At 72.8% G+C, this 20,277-nt stretch carries 18 protein-coding genes; 11 read left to right on the plus strand and 7 right to left on the minus strand.

What is annotated here, in order from left to right; genetic code table 11:
* Window positions 1-26: 26 nt before the first annotated feature.
* A complete protein-coding gene (locus tag AC5WAM_RS17875) occupies window positions 27-1,916 on the minus strand; it encodes an HEXXH motif domain-containing protein (RefSeq protein WP_495523136.1) in 1,890 nt (629 codons plus the stop codon).
* Window positions 1,913-2,131 carry a hypothetical protein gene (locus AC5WAM_RS17880; protein WP_366790992.1) on the minus strand — a complete coding sequence of 73 codons (219 nt, stop codon included), beginning with the start codon at window positions 2,129-2,131 and terminating at the stop codon, window positions 1,913-1,915. Before AC5WAM_RS17880 ends, AC5WAM_RS17875 begins: the two co-directional genes overlap by 4 nt.
* A gap of 140 nt (window positions 2,132-2,271) precedes the next feature.
* Between AC5WAM_RS17880 and AC5WAM_RS17885 the strand changes: the two genes are divergently transcribed.
* The 4 genes from AC5WAM_RS17885 (at window position 2,272) to AC5WAM_RS17900 (ending at window position 4,425) form a co-directional block, all read left to right on the plus strand.
* A complete protein-coding gene (locus AC5WAM_RS17885; protein WP_495523137.1) occupies window positions 2,272-2,823 on the plus strand; it encodes a GNAT family N-acetyltransferase in 552 nt (183 codons plus the stop codon).
* A 198-nt stretch (window positions 2,824-3,021) separates the two neighbouring features.
* On the plus strand, window positions 3,022-3,357 hold the full coding sequence (locus AC5WAM_RS17890; RefSeq protein ID WP_495523604.1) for a YnfA family protein: 336 nt from the start codon (window positions 3,022-3,024) through the stop codon (window positions 3,355-3,357).
* A 73-nt stretch (window positions 3,358-3,430) separates the two neighbouring features.
* Window positions 3,431-4,219 carry an SDR family NAD(P)-dependent oxidoreductase gene (locus AC5WAM_RS17895; protein ID WP_495523138.1) on the plus strand — a complete coding sequence of 263 codons (789 nt, stop codon included), beginning with the start codon at window positions 3,431-3,433 and terminating at the stop codon, window positions 4,217-4,219.
* On the plus strand, window positions 4,216-4,425 hold the full coding sequence (locus AC5WAM_RS17900) for a hypothetical protein (protein WP_138961172.1): 210 nt from the start codon (window positions 4,216-4,218) through the stop codon (window positions 4,423-4,425). Before AC5WAM_RS17895 ends, AC5WAM_RS17900 begins: the two co-directional genes overlap by 4 nt.
* Before the next feature lie 22 nt (window positions 4,426-4,447).
* Here the strand turns inward: AC5WAM_RS17900 and AC5WAM_RS17905 are convergent, their stop codons facing one another.
* Window positions 4,448-5,641 (minus strand): RtcB family protein, encoded by a 1,194-nt coding sequence (locus AC5WAM_RS17905; RefSeq protein WP_495523139.1) that lies wholly within the window; start codon window positions 5,639-5,641, stop codon window positions 4,448-4,450.
* Between the two features lie 192 nt (window positions 5,642-5,833).
* On the opposite strand from AC5WAM_RS17905, the gene AC5WAM_RS17910 reads away from it, so the two are divergent.
* Window positions 5,834-6,790 (plus strand): DUF3558 domain-containing protein, encoded by a 957-nt coding sequence (locus AC5WAM_RS17910; RefSeq protein WP_495523140.1) that lies wholly within the window; start codon window positions 5,834-5,836, stop codon window positions 6,788-6,790.
* Window positions 6,791-6,926: 136 nt separating this feature from the next.
* Window positions 6,927-7,838: a DUF3558 domain-containing protein gene (locus AC5WAM_RS17915; RefSeq protein ID WP_495523141.1), complete on the plus strand. Its 912-nt coding sequence runs from the start codon at window positions 6,927-6,929 to the stop codon at window positions 7,836-7,838.
* Between the two features lie 86 nt (window positions 7,839-7,924).
* Here AC5WAM_RS17915 and AC5WAM_RS17920 read toward each other — a convergent pair whose 3' ends face one another.
* Window positions 7,925-8,848: a trypsin-like serine peptidase gene (locus tag AC5WAM_RS17920; RefSeq protein ID WP_495523142.1), complete on the minus strand. Its 924-nt coding sequence runs from the start codon at window positions 8,846-8,848 to the stop codon at window positions 7,925-7,927.
* Between the two features lie 226 nt (window positions 8,849-9,074).
* On the opposite strand from AC5WAM_RS17920, the gene AC5WAM_RS17925 reads away from it, so the two are divergent.
* Window positions 9,075-10,637: a DUF2637 domain-containing protein gene (locus AC5WAM_RS17925; protein ID WP_495523143.1), complete on the plus strand. Its 1,563-nt coding sequence runs from the start codon at window positions 9,075-9,077 to the stop codon at window positions 10,635-10,637.
* Between the two features lie 321 nt (window positions 10,638-10,958).
* On the opposite strand, the gene lysS is transcribed toward AC5WAM_RS17925, so the two are convergent.
* Complete coding sequence (gene lysS, locus AC5WAM_RS17930; protein ID WP_366791128.1) at window positions 10,959-12,725, minus strand: lysine--tRNA ligase; 1,767 nt, start codon at window positions 12,723-12,725, stop codon at window positions 10,959-10,961.
* A gap of 225 nt (window positions 12,726-12,950) precedes the next feature.
* Here lysS and argS point away from each other — a divergent pair, with 225 nt between their 5' ends.
* A complete protein-coding gene (argS, locus tag AC5WAM_RS17935) occupies window positions 12,951-14,708 on the plus strand; it encodes an arginine--tRNA ligase (RefSeq protein WP_495523144.1) in 1,758 nt (585 codons plus the stop codon).
* 52 nt (window positions 14,709-14,760) lie between these two features.
* Here argS and AC5WAM_RS17940 read toward each other — a convergent pair whose 3' ends face one another.
* Together AC5WAM_RS17940 and AC5WAM_RS17945 are read right to left on the minus strand one after the other, a co-directional pair.
* Window positions 14,761-15,969 carry an aminotransferase-like domain-containing protein gene (locus AC5WAM_RS17940; protein ID WP_495523145.1) on the minus strand — a complete coding sequence of 403 codons (1,209 nt, stop codon included), beginning with the start codon at window positions 15,967-15,969 and terminating at the stop codon, window positions 14,761-14,763.
* A gap of 149 nt (window positions 15,970-16,118) precedes the next feature.
* Entirely contained in the window at window positions 16,119-17,612 is a 1,494-nt protein-coding gene (locus AC5WAM_RS17945; RefSeq protein ID WP_495523146.1) for a helix-turn-helix domain-containing protein, read from the minus strand.
* Window positions 17,613-17,818: 206 nt separating this feature from the next.
* Here AC5WAM_RS17945 and AC5WAM_RS17950 point away from each other — a divergent pair, with 206 nt between their 5' ends.
* The 3 genes from AC5WAM_RS17950 to AC5WAM_RS17960 all read left to right on the plus strand — a co-directional run bounded on the left by AC5WAM_RS17950 (window position 17,819) and on the right by AC5WAM_RS17960 (window position 20,275).
* On the plus strand, window positions 17,819-18,544 hold the full coding sequence (locus AC5WAM_RS17950; protein ID WP_495523147.1) for a DUF4232 domain-containing protein: 726 nt from the start codon (window positions 17,819-17,821) through the stop codon (window positions 18,542-18,544).
* Between the two features lie 91 nt (window positions 18,545-18,635).
* Window positions 18,636-19,169, plus strand: coding sequence for a DUF4232 domain-containing protein (locus AC5WAM_RS17955; protein WP_495523148.1), 534 nt, complete (start codon window positions 18,636-18,638; stop codon window positions 19,167-19,169).
* A 215-nt stretch (window positions 19,170-19,384) separates the two neighbouring features.
* Window positions 19,385-20,275 carry an NAD(P)-dependent oxidoreductase gene (locus tag AC5WAM_RS17960; protein WP_366790977.1) on the plus strand — a complete coding sequence of 297 codons (891 nt, stop codon included), beginning with the start codon at window positions 19,385-19,387 and terminating at the stop codon, window positions 20,273-20,275.
* Window positions 20,276-20,277: the final 2 nt, after the last annotated feature.

Consider the following 20,277-nt stretch of genomic DNA (forward strand, 5'->3'; position numbering starts at 1 on the left):
CGTCGCCACCTGCTGTCGCCGCCGCTCTACCTGCTGTCGCCACTGGCGCCGCCGGGCACGGCGACAGCGCCGCGCAGCCACTCGGCGAGCTCCAACGGGCCCGGCGGCTCCACCCCTTCGGCCGCCACCGCCCGGCGCACCGCCGCCACGGCCTCCGGGCGGCCGAGCAACAGCTCCCCGGCCGCCGAGCGGCCCCGTTCCGCGAGCACCGCGCCGATCCACGCCTCCGCGTCACCCGGTTCGGCCGCGGCCCACGCCGCGTAACGGCGCGCGGCGCCCTCGGCGTCCCCGGCCACCGCCGCGCACTCGGCGCCGATCACCGCGTCCCCCGCCGCGTCGGCCTTTTCCCAGCAGCGGACGAACTCGTCCGGCGCCCCCAGGTAGAGCCGGACCACATGCCCGAAGGTGTCCGTACGGATCGCGTCCGGGCGCGGCCGCAGCCACGACCCCGGCAGCGGCGGAGCGGCCTCACCCGCCGCCCGCGCGGCAGCGGCCCGCCGCGCCACCGCCCCGTCGAACTCCAGGTGCCGCGCCCGCCACACCGCCCGCCGCAACGCGCAGTAGTGCGCGGCCAGCCGCGCGGGCTCGGCCATGACGTCCTCCTTCGCCCACCGCTCGGCCGCCCCCGCGATCTCCTCCACGAACAGCCGCCCTGCCGCGGTGAGTTCCGCGCCGGCCAACAGAACGGCGGCCACCTCCCGCACCTGGTCCCGGAACACGGCGAACTCGAAGTCGGCACGCCGCGCCTCGTCCCCCGTGACGAACTCCCGGTGCAGCCGCCAGAATCGCGTCACCCCCGCGAACGCGAACACCCCGTGCAACAGGCCGTGCACCGGCCGTGGATCGCTGCGCCAAGGCGCGTAGTGCAGCGGCCCCTGCCCGCCCCCGTCCGGCTCCCGCACCAGCGGTACGAGGCTGAGCAGCGCGTTCAACTGCTGATGGCGGGTCTCGTGCACCAGCGTGGCGGCCATCTGCGCCTCGTCGTACGGCAGCGAAAGGGTGACCGCACCGAAGGCGTCCGGCGAGGAGGAACTGGCCACCTGCCCCCGCGTGGACGCGGCGAAGGCCCGGGGCACCAGAACCCGCACCAGCGCCGCAAGGCGCACCGTGTCCGCCGGGGACTCCCGGGCCAGCAGGGCGCACGCACCGGCGACCCGCTCCCGCCACAGCCCGAACCGCCGCTCCGCCATCCGCGCCGGAGCCCGCGGGGACACCACGAAGTCGCGGTACGGCGTCACCGTGTCGAAGCAGAGCGCGGCCCCCGGCTCACCGGACCAGGGCGCCGCGTCCCACAGCACCGGAAGCGGATGCCACCCGGGCGCGGACTCCCCCAGGTCCCGGGGCAACCGCACCTCCCCGCCCTCCCCCCGAACGACGGCGTCGTGCGCGGCCACCCGGACCTCGGCCCCGCTCCACCTGCGCGCCGACAGCGGCCCCACGACGCCGGCACCGGGCACCCACACCACGCCCCGGTGGGCCGGCACGCCCACCACGGCGTCCCGCCCGGCACGCAGTGCCGCCGCCGCTGCCAGCGCGTACAACTGGCCGACATCCGCCCACAGCGGCGCCGCCGAAGAAGCGGCACCCCGCCCGACGCCGCGCAGCCGCCGCAGCAGCCGCATGGCCCAGGCCATCACCATGGGATCCGCGAGCACCGCGTCGACCGCGCCCGGGTCACTGCGCTGCACGGCCGCGAGCAGGCGCCAGGCCGACTCCGCCGACGCCACCGCGCCGACGCGGGGCGGCCGGGCCCGCGCCACACCGCTGTGGTCGACCAGCGACCTCAGCACGAGCAGCAGGTGGCTGCGCTGGGCGGAGCGCAGCAGCCGCAGCTCCGGAACCCGGGCGTCACCTGCGGCGATGGACCTCAACGACTCCTCGGGGAGCCGATACAGGTCCAACCGCCCGTCGGTCACCTCCGGCGCCTCGGCCGGTCCCCGCGCAGCAGTGTCATTTCCTCACTGTTCTGCTCGTCCAGCGTGCCGGCGAACACGCTCGCCCGGCGCGCGGCCCGGTGCAGTGCCCGCCGCAGCGCCGGATCGTCACCGGCGTGCAGCTCCGCCAAGGAGACCAAGGAGACCCCGGACAGATCGACCAAGTCGGAACAGAAGTCCTTCGCAGACTCCGCCATACCGTGGTTCCCCCTGACGTAACGGTTCCGCGACTCAGAATCCGCTTCCATGGTGGCTGCAATGGCACGCCAGCGGAAGACTGGCGCTGGTCATCCCGTGCCAGGGCGGCGTTGTCAGACCCTCCCCCTACCGTGAGGACATGGAGCGCACACCCACCACGGCACAGCCGCCACCGGTCCGCCTCGTCCCGTACGGCGAGGGTGACTTCGCGCAGCTCGTCCGGCACAACACCCCCGCGATGACGGAGCACTTGGGCGGCCCCGAGCCGGAGGAGAAGCTCCGCGACCGCCACCACAGATATCTGAACCTGGGCGGCACGGGCCGGATGTTCAAGATCGTGACGCCGGACGCGGAAGAGGCCGCGGGCCTCGTCGGGTACTGGGAGGCGATCCACGCCGGGCAGACGATCTGGGAGACGGGCTGGGGCGTCCTGCCGGCGTTCCAGGGCCGGGGCCTCGCCGTGACCGCCACCCTCCTGGCCGTCGAGGACGCCCGCGCGGCCGCCCGCCACGGCTCGCTGCACGCCTTCCCCGCCGCGACGAACGCCCCGTCCAACGCGGTCTGCCGCAAGGCGGGCTTCACCCTCGTGGGCGCGGGCGACTTCGAGTACCCCAAGGGCCGCTGGAGCCGGTGCAACGACTGGGCGCTGGACCTGAGGGGAGGCGCAGCGCGGGAGGCCGGGACCGGCTGACGCCGGGGGCGGGACGCGCGACACGGACGCGACGGACCGGCCCCCGCGGCAGCGCGGCAGCGGCAGCGGCAGCGAAACCGCAGAGACCGCACGGCAGCGCGACAGCGAAACCGCGGAGGCGGCACGGCGGCCCGACACAGCACCCTCGACCAGGGCCGCGGACCGGCCGTCGCCGTGGCCCGTGACACCCTGGGCGCCATGCTCGTCGCCCGCTCTGCCGCCCTCTTCTCCCTCGCCGCGCTCTTCGAGATCGGCGGCGCCTGGCTCGTCTGGCAAGGCGTGCGGGAGCACCGGGGCTGGGTGTGGATCGGCGCGGGCGTCCTCGCCCTCGGCCTCTACGGCTTCGTCGCGACGCTCCAGCCCGACGCCGAGTTCGGCCGCATCCTGGCGGCGTACGGCGGCGTCTTCGTGGCCGGGTCGCTCGCCTGGGGCGCGGTCGCGGACGGCTACCGGCCCGACCGGTGGGACGTCATCGGCGCCCTGGTGTGCCTCGCGGGCATGGCCCTGATCATGTACGCGCCGCGAGGCGAGTGAGGCACCCCGCCTATCCTGGCTGCCGGAGCGAGAGAACGCCCGTACGAGCCCCGCACCCGAGGGAGCAGCCCCCATGCCGTCCACGCCGCACGCCGACACCCCCCGCAAGCCCGGCATCGCCGTCGTCACCGGCGCCAGCGGCGGCATCGGCGCCGCGACGGCGCGCGGCCTCGCCGAGGCCGGATACCGCGTCGTCCTGACGGCCCGCCGCAAGGACCGCGTCGAGGCGCTCGCGGCGGAGCTGACGGCGGCGGGCCACAGCGCGACGGCGTACGGCCTCGACGTCACCGACCGCGCGGCCGTCGACACCTTCGCCACGGCCTTCCAGAAGATCGCCGTCCTGGTGAACAACGCGGGCGGCGCGCTCGGCGCCGACCCGGTCGCCACCGGCGACCCGGCCGACTGGCGGCAGATGTACGAGACGAACGTCATCGGCACCCTGAACGTCACCCAGGCCCTGCTGCCCGCCCTCACCGCGAGCGGCGACGGCACGGTGGTCGTCGTCTCCTCCACCGCGGGCCACGCCACGTACGAGGGCGGCGCGGGCTACGTGGCCGCCAAGCACGGCGCCCACGTCCTCGCCGAGACCCTCCGCCTGGAGATCGTCGGCACCCCCGTGCGCGTCATCGAGATCGCCCCCGGCATGGTCAGGACCGAGGGCTTCGCCCTCACCCGCTTCGGCGGCGACGCGGAGAAGGCCGCGAAGGTCTACGCGGGCGTGGCCGAGCCCCTGACCGCCGAGGACGTCGCCGACACGATCACCTGGGCGGTCACCCGCCCGCCGCACGTCAACGTCGACCTGCTGGTGGTCCGCCCCCGCGCCCAGGCCTCCAACACGAAGGTCCACCGGGAACAGCCGTGACCTACGCCGCCGACGACCCCGGCACCCCCGGCGGTTCCCCCGACTCCACGGACCCCCTCGACCGCCTCCGCTACGAGCAGGAGTCCCGCCGCCTGGCCGAGGAGAAGAAGAACGAACGCATGGTGTGGTGGTACCTCGCGTACTTCCTCTTCGGCATCCACATCGTGGCCTTCGTCATGATCTACGCGGTCTCCCACGCGAAGTAGCCCCGAACGCGGATGGGGGGTGTCAGCCCTTCACGCACACCACTTGCTTGAGCTTCGCCACGACGGCGACCAGGTCGGTCTGCTGGTCGATGACCTTCTCGATCGGCTTGTACGCGCCGGGGATCTCGTCCACGACGCCCGCGTCCTTGCGGCACTCCACGCCCCGCGTCTGCTCCTCCAGGTCCTGCGTGGAGAAGCGCTTCTTCGCGGCGTTCCGGCTCATCCTGCGGCCCGCGCCGTGCGAGGCCGAGTTGAACGACGCCTCGTTGCCGAGGCCCTTCACGATGTACGAGCCGGTGCCCATGGAACCCGGGATGATGCCGTAGTCGCCGGAGCCCGCGCGGATCGCGCCCTTGCGGGTGACGAGCAGGTCCATGCCGTCGTACCGCTCCTCCGCCACGTAGTTGTGGTGGCAGGAGATCTCCTGCTCGAACGTCGGCCTGGCCTTCTTGAACTCCTTGCGGACGACGTCCTTCAGGAGCGCCATCATGATCGCGCGGTTGTACTTCGCGTACTCCTGGGCCCAGAAGAGGTCGTTGCGGTACGCCGCCATCTGCGGGGTATCGGCGACGAAGACCGCCAGGTCGCGGTCCACCAGGCCCTGGTTGTGCGGCAGGTCGCGGGCCACGCCGATGTGGTGGTCGGCCAGCTCCTTGCCGATGTTGCGGGAGCCGGAGTGCAGCATCAACCAAACAGAACCCGACACATCCGTGCAAACTTCAACAAAGTGGTTCCCGCTTCCGAGCGTTCCCATCTGCTTGATGGCACGTTCCTGACGGAATTTGACCGTTTCAGCCACCCCCTCGAACCGCCCCCAGAACCCGTCCCACCCCGCCGTGGCGAAGCCGTGGAAGGCGCCCGGGTCGACCGGCGAGTCGTGCATCCCGCGGCCCACCGGAATGGCCTGCTCGATCTTCGAGCGGAGGCGGGACAGGTCACCGGGGAGGTCGTTCGCGGTGAGGGACGTGCGGACGGCGGACATGCCGCAGCCGATGTCGACGCCGACCGCCGCCGGGCACACCGCGTCCTTCATGGCGATCACGGAGCCGACCGTCGCCCCCTTGCCGAAGTGGACGTCCGGCATGACGGCCAGGCCCTTGATCCACGGCAGCGTGGCCACGTTCCGCAGCTGCTGCATCGCGACGTCCTCGACCGTGCCGGGGTCGGCCCACATCCGGATCGGCACCTGCGCGCCCGGAACCTCTACGTACGACATACCGTCCTCATTCCCCCGGAACCAAATCAAAAGCACTGGAGCGCAAATACCGGCGCCAAGGTCAACGAATGGGAAAACGGACCGGCGTCCACGGCAGCGCGTGCGATACACATTGTGTCCACCGGCCGCCCGCCGGCGGCAACCCAATAACCAGGCCGGACGGACCGGACAGGACCGAGAGGAGCCAGCACGGTGCAGCGGAGGAAGGTCTACGTACCGGGCGCCGCGGTCCTCCTCGTGGCACTGCTCGCCGGCTGCACCGGCGGCTCGGGCCACGACGACGGCGGCGACGGCAAGTCCGGTGACGCGAGCGGCTCGACGACGGCCGCCGAGCCCGGCAGGTACCGCACGCTGCCCGAGCCCTGCGGCGCGGTCGACAACTCGACGCTCGACGCGATGCTGCCCGGCATCGAGGAGATCGAGGACGCCGACCAGCGCGAGAAGGCCTACGGGGGCTCCCCCACGGTCACCTACGACACCGACCGCCGCGTGGGCTGCCGCTGGAAGGTCGAGTCGCCCGACGCCACGCACCACCTGCTCGTCGACTTCGAGCGCGTCGTCTCCTACGACGGGGCCGTGAGCGACGACGCCCGCGCGCAGGAGGTCTACCGGACGAAGCTCCGCGAGGCGGACCTCCCGGAGCCGTCGGCCTCGGGGTCCGAGGAGGAGTCCCCGTCCCCGTCCGGATCCGAAGGGTCGGACGAGTCCGACGAGCCCGGGGGGTCGAAGGGGTCGAAGGGGTCGAAGGATCCCGAGGCGTCCGAGGAGCCCACGGGGTCCGGGAAGCCCGAGGGATCCGCAGGGACCCAGGTCGCCGCCAGGGCGCAGGGCGGCGCGGCCGCCGAGGTCGGGAAGGGCGACGGGGCCGAGCCCGGGGACACCCTCGACCCCGAGGCCACCCCCGAGGGCCTGGAGTCCCGCTCCCTGGACGACCTGGGCGACGAGGCGTTCCTCGCGGACGTGCTCAGCACCGCCGCGTCGGCGAGCCGCCACCGGACCGTGACTGTGGTGTTCCGCACGTCGAACGTCGTCGTCACCGTCGAGTACGACGAGCAGCCCGCCCGCCGCACCGAGGTCCCGGACTCCAAGGAAATGCAGGACAACGCGCGCGAACTGGCCGAAAACCTCACCGACAGGTTCAACGGCTGACGGGTCCGGGAGGCCGGTCCGGGCTCCCGGGAAGCCGGGTCACCCGCGTCGCTCACCGCGTACGGTGGCCCAACGGACCCTGTGGGTCCCTGCGCACCCGGCACGGACGCCACGAGCGAACACGAGTGAAGGAACCATGCACCGACCCGCACAGCGACAGCGACAGCGACTCACCCGCGTTCTGGTGGGCGCGGCCGCCGCACCGGTGATCCTCTTCGCCGCCGCCTGCAGCGGCGACGACTCCGGCTCCGGCTCGGACGGCGGCAAGAAGGACTCCGCGGACAAGCCCTCCGCCTCGGCGTCGAAGGGCTCCGGCGGTGAGGCCGCGACCGTCGAGAAGGCCGCGTACGGCAAGCTTCCCGAGCCCTGCAGGACGCTCTCGAAGAAGACCCTCGGCGGCCTCGTGCCGTCCGCCAAGGACAAGGCGGGCAAGACGGGCACGTCGGACGACGTGTCGACGCGTGGCAACTGCACCTGGGAGAGCCTGGAGGACAACGGCGTCGACGGCTCCCAGTTCCGCTGGCTGCGGGTCTCCCTGAACCGCTTCGAGTCCGACCAGTCCCTGGGCAGCGGCGCCAAGCGCGCACAGGCCAACTTCGCCAAGCAGGTCGCGGACGCGCAGGCGGTCAAGGGCGCGAAGAGCGTGAAGACCACTCCGGTGCCGGGCACGGGCGACCAGGCGACGCTGGTCAGCTACGACGTGACCAAGGACAAGGAGACCTTCAAGCAGCAGACCCTGGTGACGCGCGTGGAGAACGCCGTCGTCACGGTCGACTACAACGGCGCGGGCCTCGCGGGCGACAAGCAGCCGAACGCCGCGGACCTCGGCAAGGCCACGCAGAAGGCCGCGAAGGAGGCCGCCGCGTCGGTCGTGGCGGCGAACAAGGCGGGCGGCCCGGCGACTTCGGACAAGCCGAAGGGCGACGCCAAGGGCGACACGAAGGACGGCGCGAAGGACAGCGCCGATGACGGCGCGAAGAGCGACGCCAAGGACAAGCCGAAGGCCGGTGACGGCAAGGGCTCGGCCCTCGACGGCGCCAAGCACTAGAGCGGGCCCGCCGGACGGGCGGACACGCGGGCAGACAGGCCCGGAAAAGCCCGGCCGCGGTGCGCGGCCGGGCTTCCGGTTCTTCGTCAGCGGCCCTGCGCCCGGTCGTAGACCTTCCGGGCCGTGGCCTTCCACACCTCTCCGTACATCTTGGTCGGGGTCAGCGAGTCCAGCGCGCTGTTGACCGAGATCAGGACGCCGCCCTTGCCCGTGGTGGCGTTGAATCCGGCCAGCCACGGGCCGCCGCTGGAACCGCCGCTCATGTCACAGGAGATGGCCTGCTGGCCGTGTTCCTTCTTGGCCGTACCGGTGCAGCGCAGGAGTTCCTCGCCGCGCTGCGGGCGGGTGGCGGGGTAGCCGAAGGCGGAGACGGTGCCGCCCACCGGGCGGTCGAAGGCGATGGCCTGGCCGCCCACGACGTCGGTGACCTTCCTGCCGTTCCTGTCGGCGTCGACGGTCAGCGCGGACATGTCGTTGACGGAGTCCTTCTCCCAGGTGCGCGGGGTCGCGGCCTGCCGGACGGCGAACGCGCCGTACGGCGTCCTGCCCTGGTGGTAGGCGGGGGCGAACACCATGGCGGTGTTGGTGTTGTACGGCGATGAGCCCCGGCGCACGCAGTGGGCCGCGGTCATCACGGCGGAGCGGTTGGCGCTCTTCACGGCCGTGGCGGTGCACCAGGTGTCGGCGCCGCCTGCGTTGACGAAGAAGAGCCGCCCGACGGTCTTCAGCGCGGGGCCCCGCCACGGCTTGGCCTTCGGGCCCGTCGGGCCGAGGTCCACGGACTTCCCGACGGCCTTCATCCGGGCGGGCGTCCAGTAGGCGAGGGCGTCCTTGCGCTCCTTGGCGGTGTACTTCAGGACGGAGACCGGGTCGGCCGCCGCGGCCGCGCCCTGCCCCGCCAGGGCCGTCGCCGAGGCCGGGACGGCGAGGACGAGGGCCGTACCTGCGACGGCGAGCGCCGTGGCCCGGCGCCGGAAGGTGCGGATTCCGGCGGTGGCGGTCTCGGTCATGGCGGGGGTCTCCTCGGCTGGTGCGGGCGGCGGACGGGGGCTTTCCGTCCGTACTGCAAGAGAGCGGAACTTCTCGTTCGGTTGGTGCTGTTGACGACCTGTGACACGCGGTCCGGACGGTGTGCCGACGCCCGGGCCAGCGGTACCGGCTCACGCTCGGCCGCACACATGTGCCACGCTGTCGCTCGCAACAGCCGGAATAGGGAGGGGTTCGCGGGTGGCCGCGATGCAGCTGACACGCATGCACCGGATACTCATCGGGGTCGTCGTCTTCGGTGCGCTCGTCATCGCCGGTATCGGCTTCGCCGGTTCGTACGCGGCCGTGCGCGAGCTCGCCGAGAAGAAGGGCTTCGGCACCTTCTCGGTGGTGTTCCCCATCGGCATCGACGCGGGCATCTGTGTGCTCCTCGCGCTCGACCTGCTCCTCACCTGGATCCGCATTCCGTTTCCGCTGCTCCGCCAGACGGCGTGGCTCCTGACGGCGGCGACGATCGCGTTCAACGGCGCGGCGGCGTGGCCGGATCCGCTGGGCGTGGGCATGCACGCCGTGATCCCGGTGCTGTTCGTGGTGGCGGTGGAGGCCGCGCGGCACGCGGTCGGGCGGATCGCGGACATCACGGCCGACAAGCACATGGAGGGCGTGCGCCTGACGCGCTGGCTGCTCTCCCCGCTGCCCACGTTCCTGCTCTGGCGCCGGATGAAGCTGTGGGAGCTGCGCAGTTACGACCAGGTCATCAAGCTGGAGCAGGAGCGGCTCGTCTACCAGGCGCGGCTGCGCTCCCGCTTCGGGCGGCGCTGGCGCACCAAGGCTCCGGTGGAGTCGCTGATGCCGCTGCGGCTCGCCCGTTACGGTGTGCCGCTGGCGGAGACCGCTCCGGCGGGGCTGGCCGCGGCGGGCATCGAGCCGGCGCTGCTGCCGCCCGTGCCCGCGCCCGCCGTCGTGCCCGTGGTCGCGCCGGCCGCCCAGCAGCCGGAGCTGACCCCGGCGCCCGGCCCGGCGGCGGCCGCCCCCGAACCGGAGCGGCCCGAGCGGCCCGAGCAGCCCGTGGACCTCCACAAGCCCCAGCGGCCTCAGCAGCCCATGGAGGTCGAACAGGTCGAGCAGGTCGAGCAGGTCGAGCAGGTCGAGCAGGCTGAGCAGGTCGAGGATCAGCGGGCGCCCGGGCAGCACGGCAGCCCGTGGTTCGCGGCGCCGCAGCAGCAGCGCGCCCAGGGCGAGGCGCCGCTCCCGTACGACCCGGAGGGCCCGTACGAGGAGTGGTACGACGAGCAGGCGGCGTACGAGGAGCAGCAGGCGTACGAAGAGCGGCAGGCGTACGAGGCCTACGAGACGTTCGAGGACGCGCGGCCGTACGCGCAGCAGGTTCCGGTCGCCGCTCCGGAGCCGGCGGAGGCTGCGGACCCGCCCGGGTTCCGCGTCCCGTCGGGGCCCGGCCGCACCCGCCCGCTGGCGAACGGCCAGCTGATCCCGAACCCGCGCGCCGAGCGGTCCCCCGAGGAGCCGCAGCCCGAGGCGGAACCGGAGCCGCTGCCCGAGCCCGTCGAGGGCGGTCCGGGCCTGCCGGACGACATGACGCGCGAGGAGGCGTACTTCAACGCCTTCCGCAAGTACGTGAGCGAGATGGGGGACTATCCGAACGCCCGGCAGTTCAGCCTGTACCTGATGGACCTGTACGGCATCACGGGCCAGGCCGGCGGCCCCCTCGCGGAGAGCACGCTCCGCCCCTACCTGCGCGGCTTCCGGGACCGCTACCAGCAGGACCTGGACGCCGAGGAACACATCGCCTGACCGAGCGCGGCTGAACGGGTTCCCTCTCCCACCCACCCACCCGCAACACCCGGCTTCCCCCGCCCGCCCCCGACGCCCCGCGCCACGGCCAGGTGGGTCGCCCCCACGCCGAACCCCGGGCGGGGACGGGTGGTGGGACCGCCCCGCGCACGCGGCGCCGCCCCGCCCTCTCCGCTGTGGGCAATCGTCCCGCAGGGCGGGACGGGTGGGCACAGCCGCAGCTGCCGAGCAACCGTGTCGCCTGGGCCCGGGCGTTACGGCTCGGCGGGGGCCACAGCGCTCGCGCGCGGCGCGGCCCCCGTGCAAGGCCCAGGGGCCAGGTCAGGCTCCGAGGAGCTTGCGCACCCGCTCCGCCCCGACCGCGAGCAGCAGCGTGGGCAGCCGCGGCCCGGTCTCCCGGGTGACCAGGAGGCGGTACAGGAGCGCGAAGAAGGTGCGCTGCGCCACCTTGATCTCCGGCGGCAGCTCCTTGGCCGTGGCGTCGGCCGAGAACCCGGCCCGCACCTTCGGCACGCCGTACACGAGGTGCGTCAGACCGTCCAGGGACCAGTGCGAGTCCAGGCCCTCCAGGAGGAGCCGCAGCGATGCGCGGGCCTCGTCGTCCAGGGAGGACAGGAGCTCCGCGTCCGGCTCGGACCGCACGATGGTGCGGGCGTCGGCGGGGACCTGCGTGGTGATCCAGTTCTCGGCGCGGTCGAGCCGGGGCCGGACCTCGTCGAGGGAGGCGAGCGGCTCCGACGGGTCGAGGTCGCTCAGGATCCGCAGGGTCTGGTCCTCGGCCCCGGCGGTGATGTCGGCGACGGAGGCCAGCGTGCGGTAGGGCAGCGGGCGCGGGGTCCGCGGCAGCTCGCCCGCGGCGGTGCGCACGGCGCGGGCGTGCGCGGCGGCGTCGGCGGGCAGCGCGCTGCCGTCGGCGACCTTGGCCTCCAGCTTGTCCCACTCGTCGTAGAGCCGCTGGATCTCCTGGTCGAAGGCGATCTTGAAGGACTGGTTGGGCTTGCGGCGCGCGTACAGCCAGCGGAGCAGCGGCGCTTCCATGATCTTCAGCGCGTCGGCGGGCGTGGGCACGCCGCCGCGGGAGGAGGACATCTTGGCCATGCCGCTGATGCCGACGAAGGCGTACATGGGGCCGATGGGCTGCACGCCGTCGAAGATCTGCCGGACGATCTGGCCGCCGACGACGAACGAGGAGCCGGGGGACGAGTGGTCCACGCCGCTCGGCTCGAAGACCACGCCCTCGTAGGCCCAGCGCATGGGCCAGTCGACCTTCCAGACGAGCTTGCCGCGGTTGAACTCGCTCAGCAGGACGGTCTCGTCGAAGCCGCACGCGGTGCAGACGTAGGCCAGCTCGGTGGTGGCGTCGTCGTAGGAGGTGACGGTGGTGAGGTCCTTCTCGCAGCGGCCGCAGTACGGCTTGTACGGGAAGTACCCGGCGGAGCCGCCGCTGCCGTCGTCCTCGCCCGCGGCGCCGGAGCCCTCCGCGGCCTCGAGCTCGGCCTCGTCGACGGGCTTCTGGGCCTGCTTCTTGCCCTTGGCGGGGTCCTTCTTGGTGCGGTACTGGTCGAGGATCGCGTCGATGTCGGCGCGGTGCTTCATCGCGTGCAGGATCTGCTCGCGGTACGTCCCCGAGGTGTACTGCTCGGTCTGGCTGATCCCGTCGAACTCGACGCCCAGTTCGCGCAGGGAGGCGATCATCGCGGACTTGAAGTGCTCGGCCCAGTTCGGGTGCGCGGATCCGGCGGGGGCGGGCACCGAGGTCAGCGGCTTGCCGATGTGCTCGGCCCAGGACTCGTCGACGCCGGGGACACCGGCCGGGACCTTGCGGTAGCGGTCGTAGTCGTCCCAGGAGATCAGGTGGCGCACCGTGTGGCCGCGGCGGCGGATCTCGTCGGCGACCAGGTGCGGGGTCATGACCTCGCGCAGGTTGCCCAGGTGGATGGGGCCGGAGGGGGACAGGCCCGAGGCCACCACGATCGCCGGTGCGGCGGTGGCGGATTTCGCGCCCGCGGCACGACGCTCCGACTCGGCGATGACCTCGTCCGCGTAGCGGGAGACCCAGTCGGTGGTATCGGTGCTCTGAGCCACGATCGGCGCCCTTCTTTTCCTGCCTCGATGCCGGTACGTACGGGCGTACCGCTGGACCGCACCATTCTCCCAGGTCGCCCCGCAAGCGCGAAAACGCCTTTCCGTTCCGCCCGCCACCTGCGGTGGAGCGCCGGTGTGCGGGCCCGTCGCGACCGCGAAATCCGCTGGACGCCCCGTGGGATACTGACCAGGTCTACCCACACCCTCGAGGAGAACGGCACCCACTCCATGGCCTCGGTCCAGTCCCTCACCGCCTCCGTCCACCAGCGCCTCGCGGACGCCCTCTCGGCAGCCCTGCCGGAGGCCGCCCCCGCCGACCCGCTGCTGCGACGCAGTGACAGGGCCGACTTCCAGGCCAACGGGATCCTCGCGCTCGCCAAGAAGCAGAAGGCCAACCCGCGTGACCTGGCGACGCGGGTCGTCGAGTCGATCGACGCCCCGGAGCTCCTGAAGGACGTCGAGGTCTCCGGTCCCGGCTTCCTGAACATCACGGTCACGGACCGGGCGATCACCGAGACGCTCGCGGCCCGCGCGGCCGACGGCGACCGCCTCGGCGTGCCCGTGAAGGCCGAGCCGGGCACCACGGTCGTCGACTACGCCCAGCCGAACGTGGCGAAGGAGATGCACGTCGGCCACCTGCGCTCGGCGGTCATCGGTGACGCGCTGCGCGGCATGCTCGACTTCACCGGCGAGCGGACGGTCGGCCGGCACCACATCGGCGACTGGGGCACCCAGTTCGGCATGCTCATCCAGTACCTGATCGAGAACCCGGGCGAGCTTGCCGGGGAGACCGACACGGACGGCCAGCAGGCCATGTCGAACCTGAACCGGGTCTACAAGGCCTCGCGCGCGGTCTTCGACGCCGACGAGGACTTCAAGGAGCGGGCCCGCAAGCGGGTCGTCGCCCTCCAGTCAGGCGACAAGGAGACCCTGGAGCTGTGGCAGCGGTTCGTGGACGAGTCGAAGGTCTACTTCTACTCGGTCTTCGAGAAGCTGGACATGCGGATCCGCGACGAGGAGATCGTCGGGGAGTCCGCGTACAACGACATGATGGCCGAGACGGCCCGCATGCTGGAGGAGTCGGGCGTCGCCGTCCGCTCCGAGGGCGCGCTCGTCGTCTTCTTCGACGACATCAAGGGCAAGGACGACAAGCCGGTCCCGCTGATCGTGCAGAAGGCCGACGGCGGCTTCGGCTACGCGGCCTCCGACCTGTCGGCGATCCGCGACCGCGTCTTCGGCCTGCACGCGACGACGCTCCTGTACGTGGTGGACGTGCGCCAGTCCCTGCACTTCCGGATGGTCTTCGAGACGGCCCGGCGGGCCGGGTGGCTGAACGACGACGTCACCGCGCACAACATGGGCTACGGCACGGTGCTCGGCGCGGACGGCAAGCCGTTCAAGACGCGTGAGGGCGAGACCGTGCGGCTTGAGGACCTCCTCGACGAGGCGGTGCAGCGCGCCGCCGAGGTCGTGCGCGAGAAGGCGCAGGACCTCACCGAGGACGAGATCCAGGAGCGGGCCGCGCAGGTCGGCATCGGCGCGGTGAAGTACGCGGACCTGTCCACGTCGCCGAGCCGCGACTACAAGTTCGACCTGGACCAGATGGTCTCGCTCAACGGCGACACCTCCGTCTACCTCCAGTACGCGTACGCCCGCATCCAGTCGATCCTGCGCAAGGCGGGCGAGACCCGGCCGGCCGCGCACCCCGAGCTGGAGCTGTCCCCGGCGGAGCGCGCCCTCGGCCTGCACCTGGACGCGTTCGGCGACACGGTCTTCGAGGCCGCCGCCGAGTACGCCCCGCACAAGCTGGCGGCCTACCTCTACCAGCTGGCGTCCCTGTACACGACGTTCTACGACAAGTGCCCGGTCCTGAAGGCGGACACCCCGGCCCAGGTCGAGAACCGCCTGTTCCTCTGCGACCTGACGGCCCGCACCCTCCACCAGGGCATGGCCCTCCTGGGCATCAGGACGCCTGAGCGGCTCTGATCCCGTCGCGGAACGCGGGGGCTCCGGTGCCGGGGCCCCCGCGTTCCGCCGCTCAGCCGACGAGTCCCGTGCGGAGTCTGCGCAGGCCCTCGGTGATCTCGTCCGGGGTCTGGGTGACGAAGCACAGGCGGAGGGTGGCGGGGTCCGGGGTGCCCGCGTAGAAGGGGGCTCCGGGGACGTAGGCCACGTCGTGGGTGATCACCTCGCGGAGGCGGGCCGTCGCGTCGTGGCCGGAGGGCAGGCGGGCCCACAGGAACATGCCGCCCTCGGGGCGGTTCCACGTGGATCCTTCGGGGAGGGCTGCCGCCAGGCCCGCGAGCATCGCGTCCCGCCGCTCGCGGTAGGCCCCGGCGACCTTCGCCACGTGCGCGTCCAGGTCGTAGCGCTCCAAGTACCAGGCGGCGGCGAGCTGGTTGACGGTGGGCGTGTGCAGATCGGCGGCCTGCTTGGCGATGGCGCAGGCGCGCCGCAGCGCGGCGGGGGCCCGCAGCCAGCCGAGCCGGAGGCCGGGCGCCATCACCTTCGAGAAGCTGCCGAGCAGCGCGGTCCGGTCCTCGGCCCCGGCGTGGGCGGCGATCCACGGCAGGCGCTCGCCCTCGAAGCGCAGCTCCCCGTAGGGGTCGTCCTCGACGATCCAGAGGCCGCGCCGGCCGGCCACGGCGGCGACGGCGGCGCGCCGCCCGGCGGACATGGTGCGCCCGGTCGGGTTCTGGAACGTGGGCACGGTGTACAGGAGTTTCGGCCGGTGCTCGGCGATCAGGGACTCCAGGGCGCCGGGGTCGATGCCCTCCTCGTCGCCGGGCACGGCGACGACGCGCGCGCCCGCGAAGGCGAACACCTGGAGTGCCGCGAGGTAGCAGGGGTTCTCGACGAGCACGGTGTCCCCGGGCTCGACGAGCGCCGTGGCGAGCAGCGAGAGGGCCTGCTGGGAGCCGGTGGTGACGAGGACGTCGTCGGCGTCGGTGGCGAGCCCGCCGTCGGTGTACCGCCCGGCTATGCGGGCGCGCAGCGCGGGCTCCCCCTCGGTCGTCGAGTACTGGAGGGCCTGCCCGGGCCGCGCGGTGAGGACGGCCTGGTAGGCGGCGGCGACGCCCTCGCTGTCGAAGAACTCGGGCGCGGGCAGGCCGCCCGCGAAGTTGATGACCTCAGGGCGTGCGGTGACCGCGAGGATGTCCCGTACGGGCGAGCCGCCGACGGCGGCGGCGCGGGCGGCGAGGGCCGGAACGGGGGCGGTGCTGGGCGCGGGTGCGGTGGCGGTCATCGGCTGCTCCTTCGGTTGCCGAGCAGCCTAGGCTGATCAGTGGCCCTTACAGGAGTCGTTTCTCGCGATGCGGACGCGCACGCCCCGGGCGGGCCCCGGGCGCGCCCGGGGCCCGCCTGCCCGGCTCCGCCCGCCCGGCCCCGCCGCCGCTAGCTGCCCTCCCAGTCGTACCCGTCCTCCCCGTTGGGGCGGCGCCACGCCTTCACCCACTCCTTGTTGTCGAGGGTGTAGCCGTAGATGCGGTTCTTCGGGGCGCCGCTCGTGCGGAACGGCTTGCCCTCGTCGTCGATGACGACCGTCCCGTGCCGGGAGCCGCTGGACCACTCCAGCTCCAGGTACCAGCGCACGTAGCGGGTCCTGCTGGTGGCGAAGACGTAGAAGGTCTCGGGGTCGTTCTCGCTGACCTTGTACGGGAATGCGTCGCCCTGGGAGACGAGGGCGGCCCGTCCCCTGTCGAGCTGTACGTCGAAGGAGTGCTTGGGGATGCCGCTGCCGCAGCCCACTCCGAGGTAGCCCATGAGGTACATGTTCCGGGCGAGCGGTTCGCTCTTGCCGACGACGCGGACGTTCAGGGACTCCAGGACGACGGTCTCCTTGCCGGTCCCCTGGACGGTGAACTTCACGTCGTGCTGCTCGGCAGCGACCCCGTCGAACGCGGACACCCAGCCCGGGGCGTCCTGCGAGGTGGGCGGCGCGGGCAGCCGGCCCGGTGCGCGGCTGATGAGGTACGGGCGTCCGCAGTCGGACTGCCAGTACTGGGGGTTGGTGGACACGGTGATGGGGGCGCGGGCCGAGGAGCTCGTGGGCGCCGTGCCCCCGGCGCCGGAAGCACGGCCCTCGCTGCCTTCCCCGCCGTCCTCGGGGCCGCCCTTCGGGCCGCCGCCGTCCTTCTTGTCCGCGTCCTTCTCGGGGGGCTTGGCCGAGGAGGTGACGGAGGGCTTGCCGGACGGCTCCTTCTTGTCCGGCGTGCCGAACGGCGAACGCTCGGCCCCGGCGCCGGGGCCCTTGTCCGCGGCGGCGTTCTTGCCGTCGCCGCCGGAGCTGCCGGACGCCGAGTGCACGGCGAGGGCGGTGCCGCCGAGGGCGAGCACGACGCCGACGGCGGCGAGGGCGACGAGCCGCTGCCGCTTGCCGCGCGGGATGCGGAGCGTCTTGCGGGGGTGCGGCCGAGGGGGCGGCAGGGGGTGGCGCCGCAGTTCGATCTCCGGTTCCGGCTCCCGGCCGGGGCCCGGTTCGGGTTCCGGTTCCGGTTCCCGTACGGCTTCCGGTTCCGGCCGGGGCGCGGGTGTGCCGGCGACGCTCGCGGGCTCCGGCTCCGGCCCGGAAGCGGGCTCGGGATCCGGTACGGGCTCGGCATCCGGTACGGCCCGGGTGGCCGTCTCGGCCGCCGGCTCCGCCTTACGCCCGCGCGTCGCGTCGGCGACGATCCACCTGCGGTGGACCTCCACCAGCTCCTCCGGAGTGGCCCTGCACAGCCGGGCGAGGCGCTCCACCGGGGCGAACTCCGTGGGCACGGCGGTGCCGTTCACATAGCGGTGGAGCGTCGACGTGCTGACGTGCAGTCTCTTGGCGAGGGCTCCGTAGCTGAGCCCGGACCGCCCCTTCAGTTCTCGCAACAGCTCCGCGAGATCGCCCGCCCCCACGTGTTCTCCTTCCCGTGCCGCCGTTCCAGGCGACACCTATTCCCCCAGCTCAGGGCCGGTACGAACATTCCAGCGTCCCGAACACCGCGGTACGGCTAACGGCTGGGACGAAACCCCGCACAAGCTGTCGGTCATCCAAGCACGCCGCTCGTCACGGCCCGGCCGAGCGGCACGCGTCTACCCCGTCACACGAGAAGAGACCAGCCATGCGTGCGCCCGCCCGACGTCCCCGTACCCGCTTGCTCGCCGCCGCGACGATCGCGGTCGCCGCGCTCTCGCTGACGGCGTGCGACGACGAAGACGGCACTCGGGACGAGGGCGCCGCGAAGTCCACGCAGTCGTCCACGGACCGTTCGTCACAGGAGTCCGACGCCGCACGGCAGCCCGAGAAGTCGGACGACGTTTCAGAGGGCAACGGTTCCGGCGGGAGCGGCGGAAGCAAGGGCTCCGGCGGCTCCTCCGGGAGCGGCAAGGGCTCGTCCGGGGCGTCGGGCGGCACGGATTCCGACCCGTACGACCCGGCGAACCGGGTGCCCTGTTCCGCCGCCAACACCTCGATCACCGCGACCCCGGTGCAGCGGCCCCTCAACTACATGCTCATCACGGTCACCAACACCGGCTCCACGATGTGCGACCTGAAGGGCTACCCGCGGCTCAAGTTCGAGAACGCGCAGTCCGTGCCGCCGGTCATGGAGAACACCAAGCCGCAGGCCGTCACCTCGCTCAAGCCGGGTGCCAAGGGCTACGCCGGGGCGATCCTGTCCGCCGGGGACGGCAGCGGCGGCGAGGGCCACACCGCGCAGAGCCTGGAGGTCGGCTTCGAGGGCAGCGACCGGATGGCCGAGGCCGCGCTCCAGGCGAAGGGCGTCCACGTGGACGACAAGCTGCGCGTCACGTACTGGCTGACCAGCTCGACCGACGCGCTCAACTGACCACCCGCGTCCGGCCGCCCGGCCGGACCGCACCCGGCGGCCGCTACCACCGCCGTGACCGAACCACACGAGAAAAGAGACGGATCCGACCATGCGCACGAACCGCCGCACCACGGCCGCCCTCGTCACCCTCACCGCCGCGCTCTCCCTGAGCACCCTCGCCGGGACGGCGGCGACGGCCGCCGCGCCCGCCAAGGCCGCCGCGCCGGTCGCCTGCTCCGCCGCCACCACCAAGGTCACGGTCAAGGAGGTCCAGCGCCCGATCAACCACCTGCTCCTGACCGCCAAGAACACGGGCACCAAGACCTGCTACGCGTACAACGCCCCGTTCCTGCGCTTCGACGAGGCGCAGGCCCCCACCCGCGTCCTCCGGGACAGCGTCCCGCAGGCGGTCGTCACGCTGAAGCCGGGCCAGTCCGCGTACGCGGGCATCGGCACCTCGTCGCCGGAGGGCGAGGACGGCTACGACGCCAAGAAGCTCGGCGTCCTCTTCTCCAACCGCGCGGCGAACGGCAGCGTGGGCACCACGGCGCACCCGAAGCTCCCGGGCGGCAGCGTGTACGTGGACAGCTCCGCCTTCGTCACCTACTGGCAGTCGACGGCCGCGGACGCCCTCTCCTGGTAGCTCCCTACCGGTAGGGCCGCAGGACCCGTACGACTCGCCCCGGCCGCGCCCGCGCACCTCCCCCTGGTGCGCGGGCGCGGCACCTTCCCCGACCGGACCTCCACTGACCGAACCGTAAGTACGCACTAAAAAGTCGGTACTTGTCCGAAGGATCGTGGGACCGGAGGATCGAGGCATCACCTCGATCCCCCCCTTCCTTACTCCAAGGAGCCCCCATGTCCTCCGCGTCCTCAGCGTCCGCCAAGCCGTCCGTGTCCGTCCTGGGGCTCGGCAACATGGGCAGCGCCCTGGCGGCCGCCCTGCTCAAGGCGGGCCACCCCACCACGGTCTGGAACCGTACGGCCGCGAAGACGGGACCCCTCGCGGCCCAGGGCGCGACCCCCGCGGAGACGCCCCTGGCCGCGGTCGCCGCCAGTCCCCTGGTGATCGCCTGCCTCACGCTCAACGACCACGTCCGTGACGTCTTCGAGCCGCTCGCCGAGGAACTGCGCGGCAAGACCCTGGTGAACACCACGAACGGCACCCCGGCGCAGGCCCGCGAGCTCGCGGCCTGGGCGGCGAAGCACGACATCGCGTACGTCGACGCCGGGATCATGGCGATCCCTCCGATGATCGCGACGCCGGGCGCCTACATCCTCTACAGCGGCGACGAGAAGGCGTTCCAGGAGCACCGCGGGACACTGGCCGCGCTGGCCGACACCAAGTGGGTCGGCCAGGACGCGGGCCTGGCCGCGCTGTGGGACCTGTCGCTGCTCACCGGCATGTACGGGATGATCGTGGGCGTGGCGCAGGCGTTCGCCCTGACGGGCAGGGCGGGGGTGCCGCCGCAGGAGTTCGCGCCGCTCCTGGCCGACTGGATCACCGCCATGACGCGGGGCCTCGTGCCCGGCACCGCCGCCGCGCTGGAGTCCGGGCAGCACCTGACGGACGTCTCCAGCCTGGAGGTCAACCAGGCTGCGTTCCCGAACCTGCTCGCGGCGTTCGCGGAGGCGGGCGTCAGCGACGAGCTGTTCGCGGGCGTGCAGCCCCTGCTCGACCGCGCGGTCGAGCAGGGCCACGGCGCGGACGGCCTGTCCCGGCTCGCCGAACTCCTCCAGCGGGGCTAGGC

The sequence above is a fragment of the Streptomyces sp. JLYT201 genome (assembly GCF_059448825.1).

What these genes read in the sequence shown, in the direction of transcription:
- AC5WAM_RS17880 (WP_366790992.1), bottom strand. Translation starts at nt 2,131, where the DNA reads ATGGCGGAGTCTGCGAAGGACTTCTGTTCCGACTTGGTCGATCTGTCC.
- AC5WAM_RS17885 (WP_495523137.1), top strand. Translation starts at nt 2,272, where the DNA reads ATGGAGCGCACACCCACCACGGCACAGCCGCCACCGGTCCGCCTCGTC.
- AC5WAM_RS17890 (WP_495523604.1), top strand. Translation starts at nt 3,022, where the DNA reads ATGCTCGTCGCCCGCTCTGCCGCCCTCTTCTCCCTCGCCGCGCTCTTC.
- AC5WAM_RS17895 (WP_495523138.1), top strand. Translation starts at nt 3,431, where the DNA reads ATGCCGTCCACGCCGCACGCCGACACCCCCCGCAAGCCCGGCATCGCC.
- AC5WAM_RS17905 (WP_495523139.1), bottom strand. Translation starts at nt 5,641, where the DNA reads ATGTCGTACGTAGAGGTTCCGGGCGCGCAGGTGCCGATCCGGATGTGG.
- AC5WAM_RS17915 (WP_495523141.1), top strand. Translation starts at nt 6,927, where the DNA reads ATGCACCGACCCGCACAGCGACAGCGACAGCGACTCACCCGCGTTCTG.
- AC5WAM_RS17920 (WP_495523142.1), bottom strand. Translation starts at nt 8,848, where the DNA reads ATGACCGAGACCGCCACCGCCGGAATCCGCACCTTCCGGCGCCGGGCC.
- AC5WAM_RS17925 (WP_495523143.1), top strand. Translation starts at nt 9,075, where the DNA reads ATGCAGCTGACACGCATGCACCGGATACTCATCGGGGTCGTCGTCTTC.
- argS (WP_495523144.1), top strand. Translation starts at nt 12,951, where the DNA reads ATGGCCTCGGTCCAGTCCCTCACCGCCTCCGTCCACCAGCGCCTCGCG.
- AC5WAM_RS17940 (WP_495523145.1), bottom strand. Translation starts at nt 15,969, where the DNA reads ATGACCGCCACCGCACCCGCGCCCAGCACCGCCCCCGTTCCGGCCCTC.
- AC5WAM_RS17950 (WP_495523147.1), top strand. Translation starts at nt 17,819, where the DNA reads ATGCGTGCGCCCGCCCGACGTCCCCGTACCCGCTTGCTCGCCGCCGCG.
- AC5WAM_RS17955 (WP_495523148.1), top strand. Translation starts at nt 18,636, where the DNA reads ATGCGCACGAACCGCCGCACCACGGCCGCCCTCGTCACCCTCACCGCC.
- AC5WAM_RS17960 (WP_366790977.1), top strand. Translation starts at nt 19,385, where the DNA reads ATGTCCTCCGCGTCCTCAGCGTCCGCCAAGCCGTCCGTGTCCGTCCTG.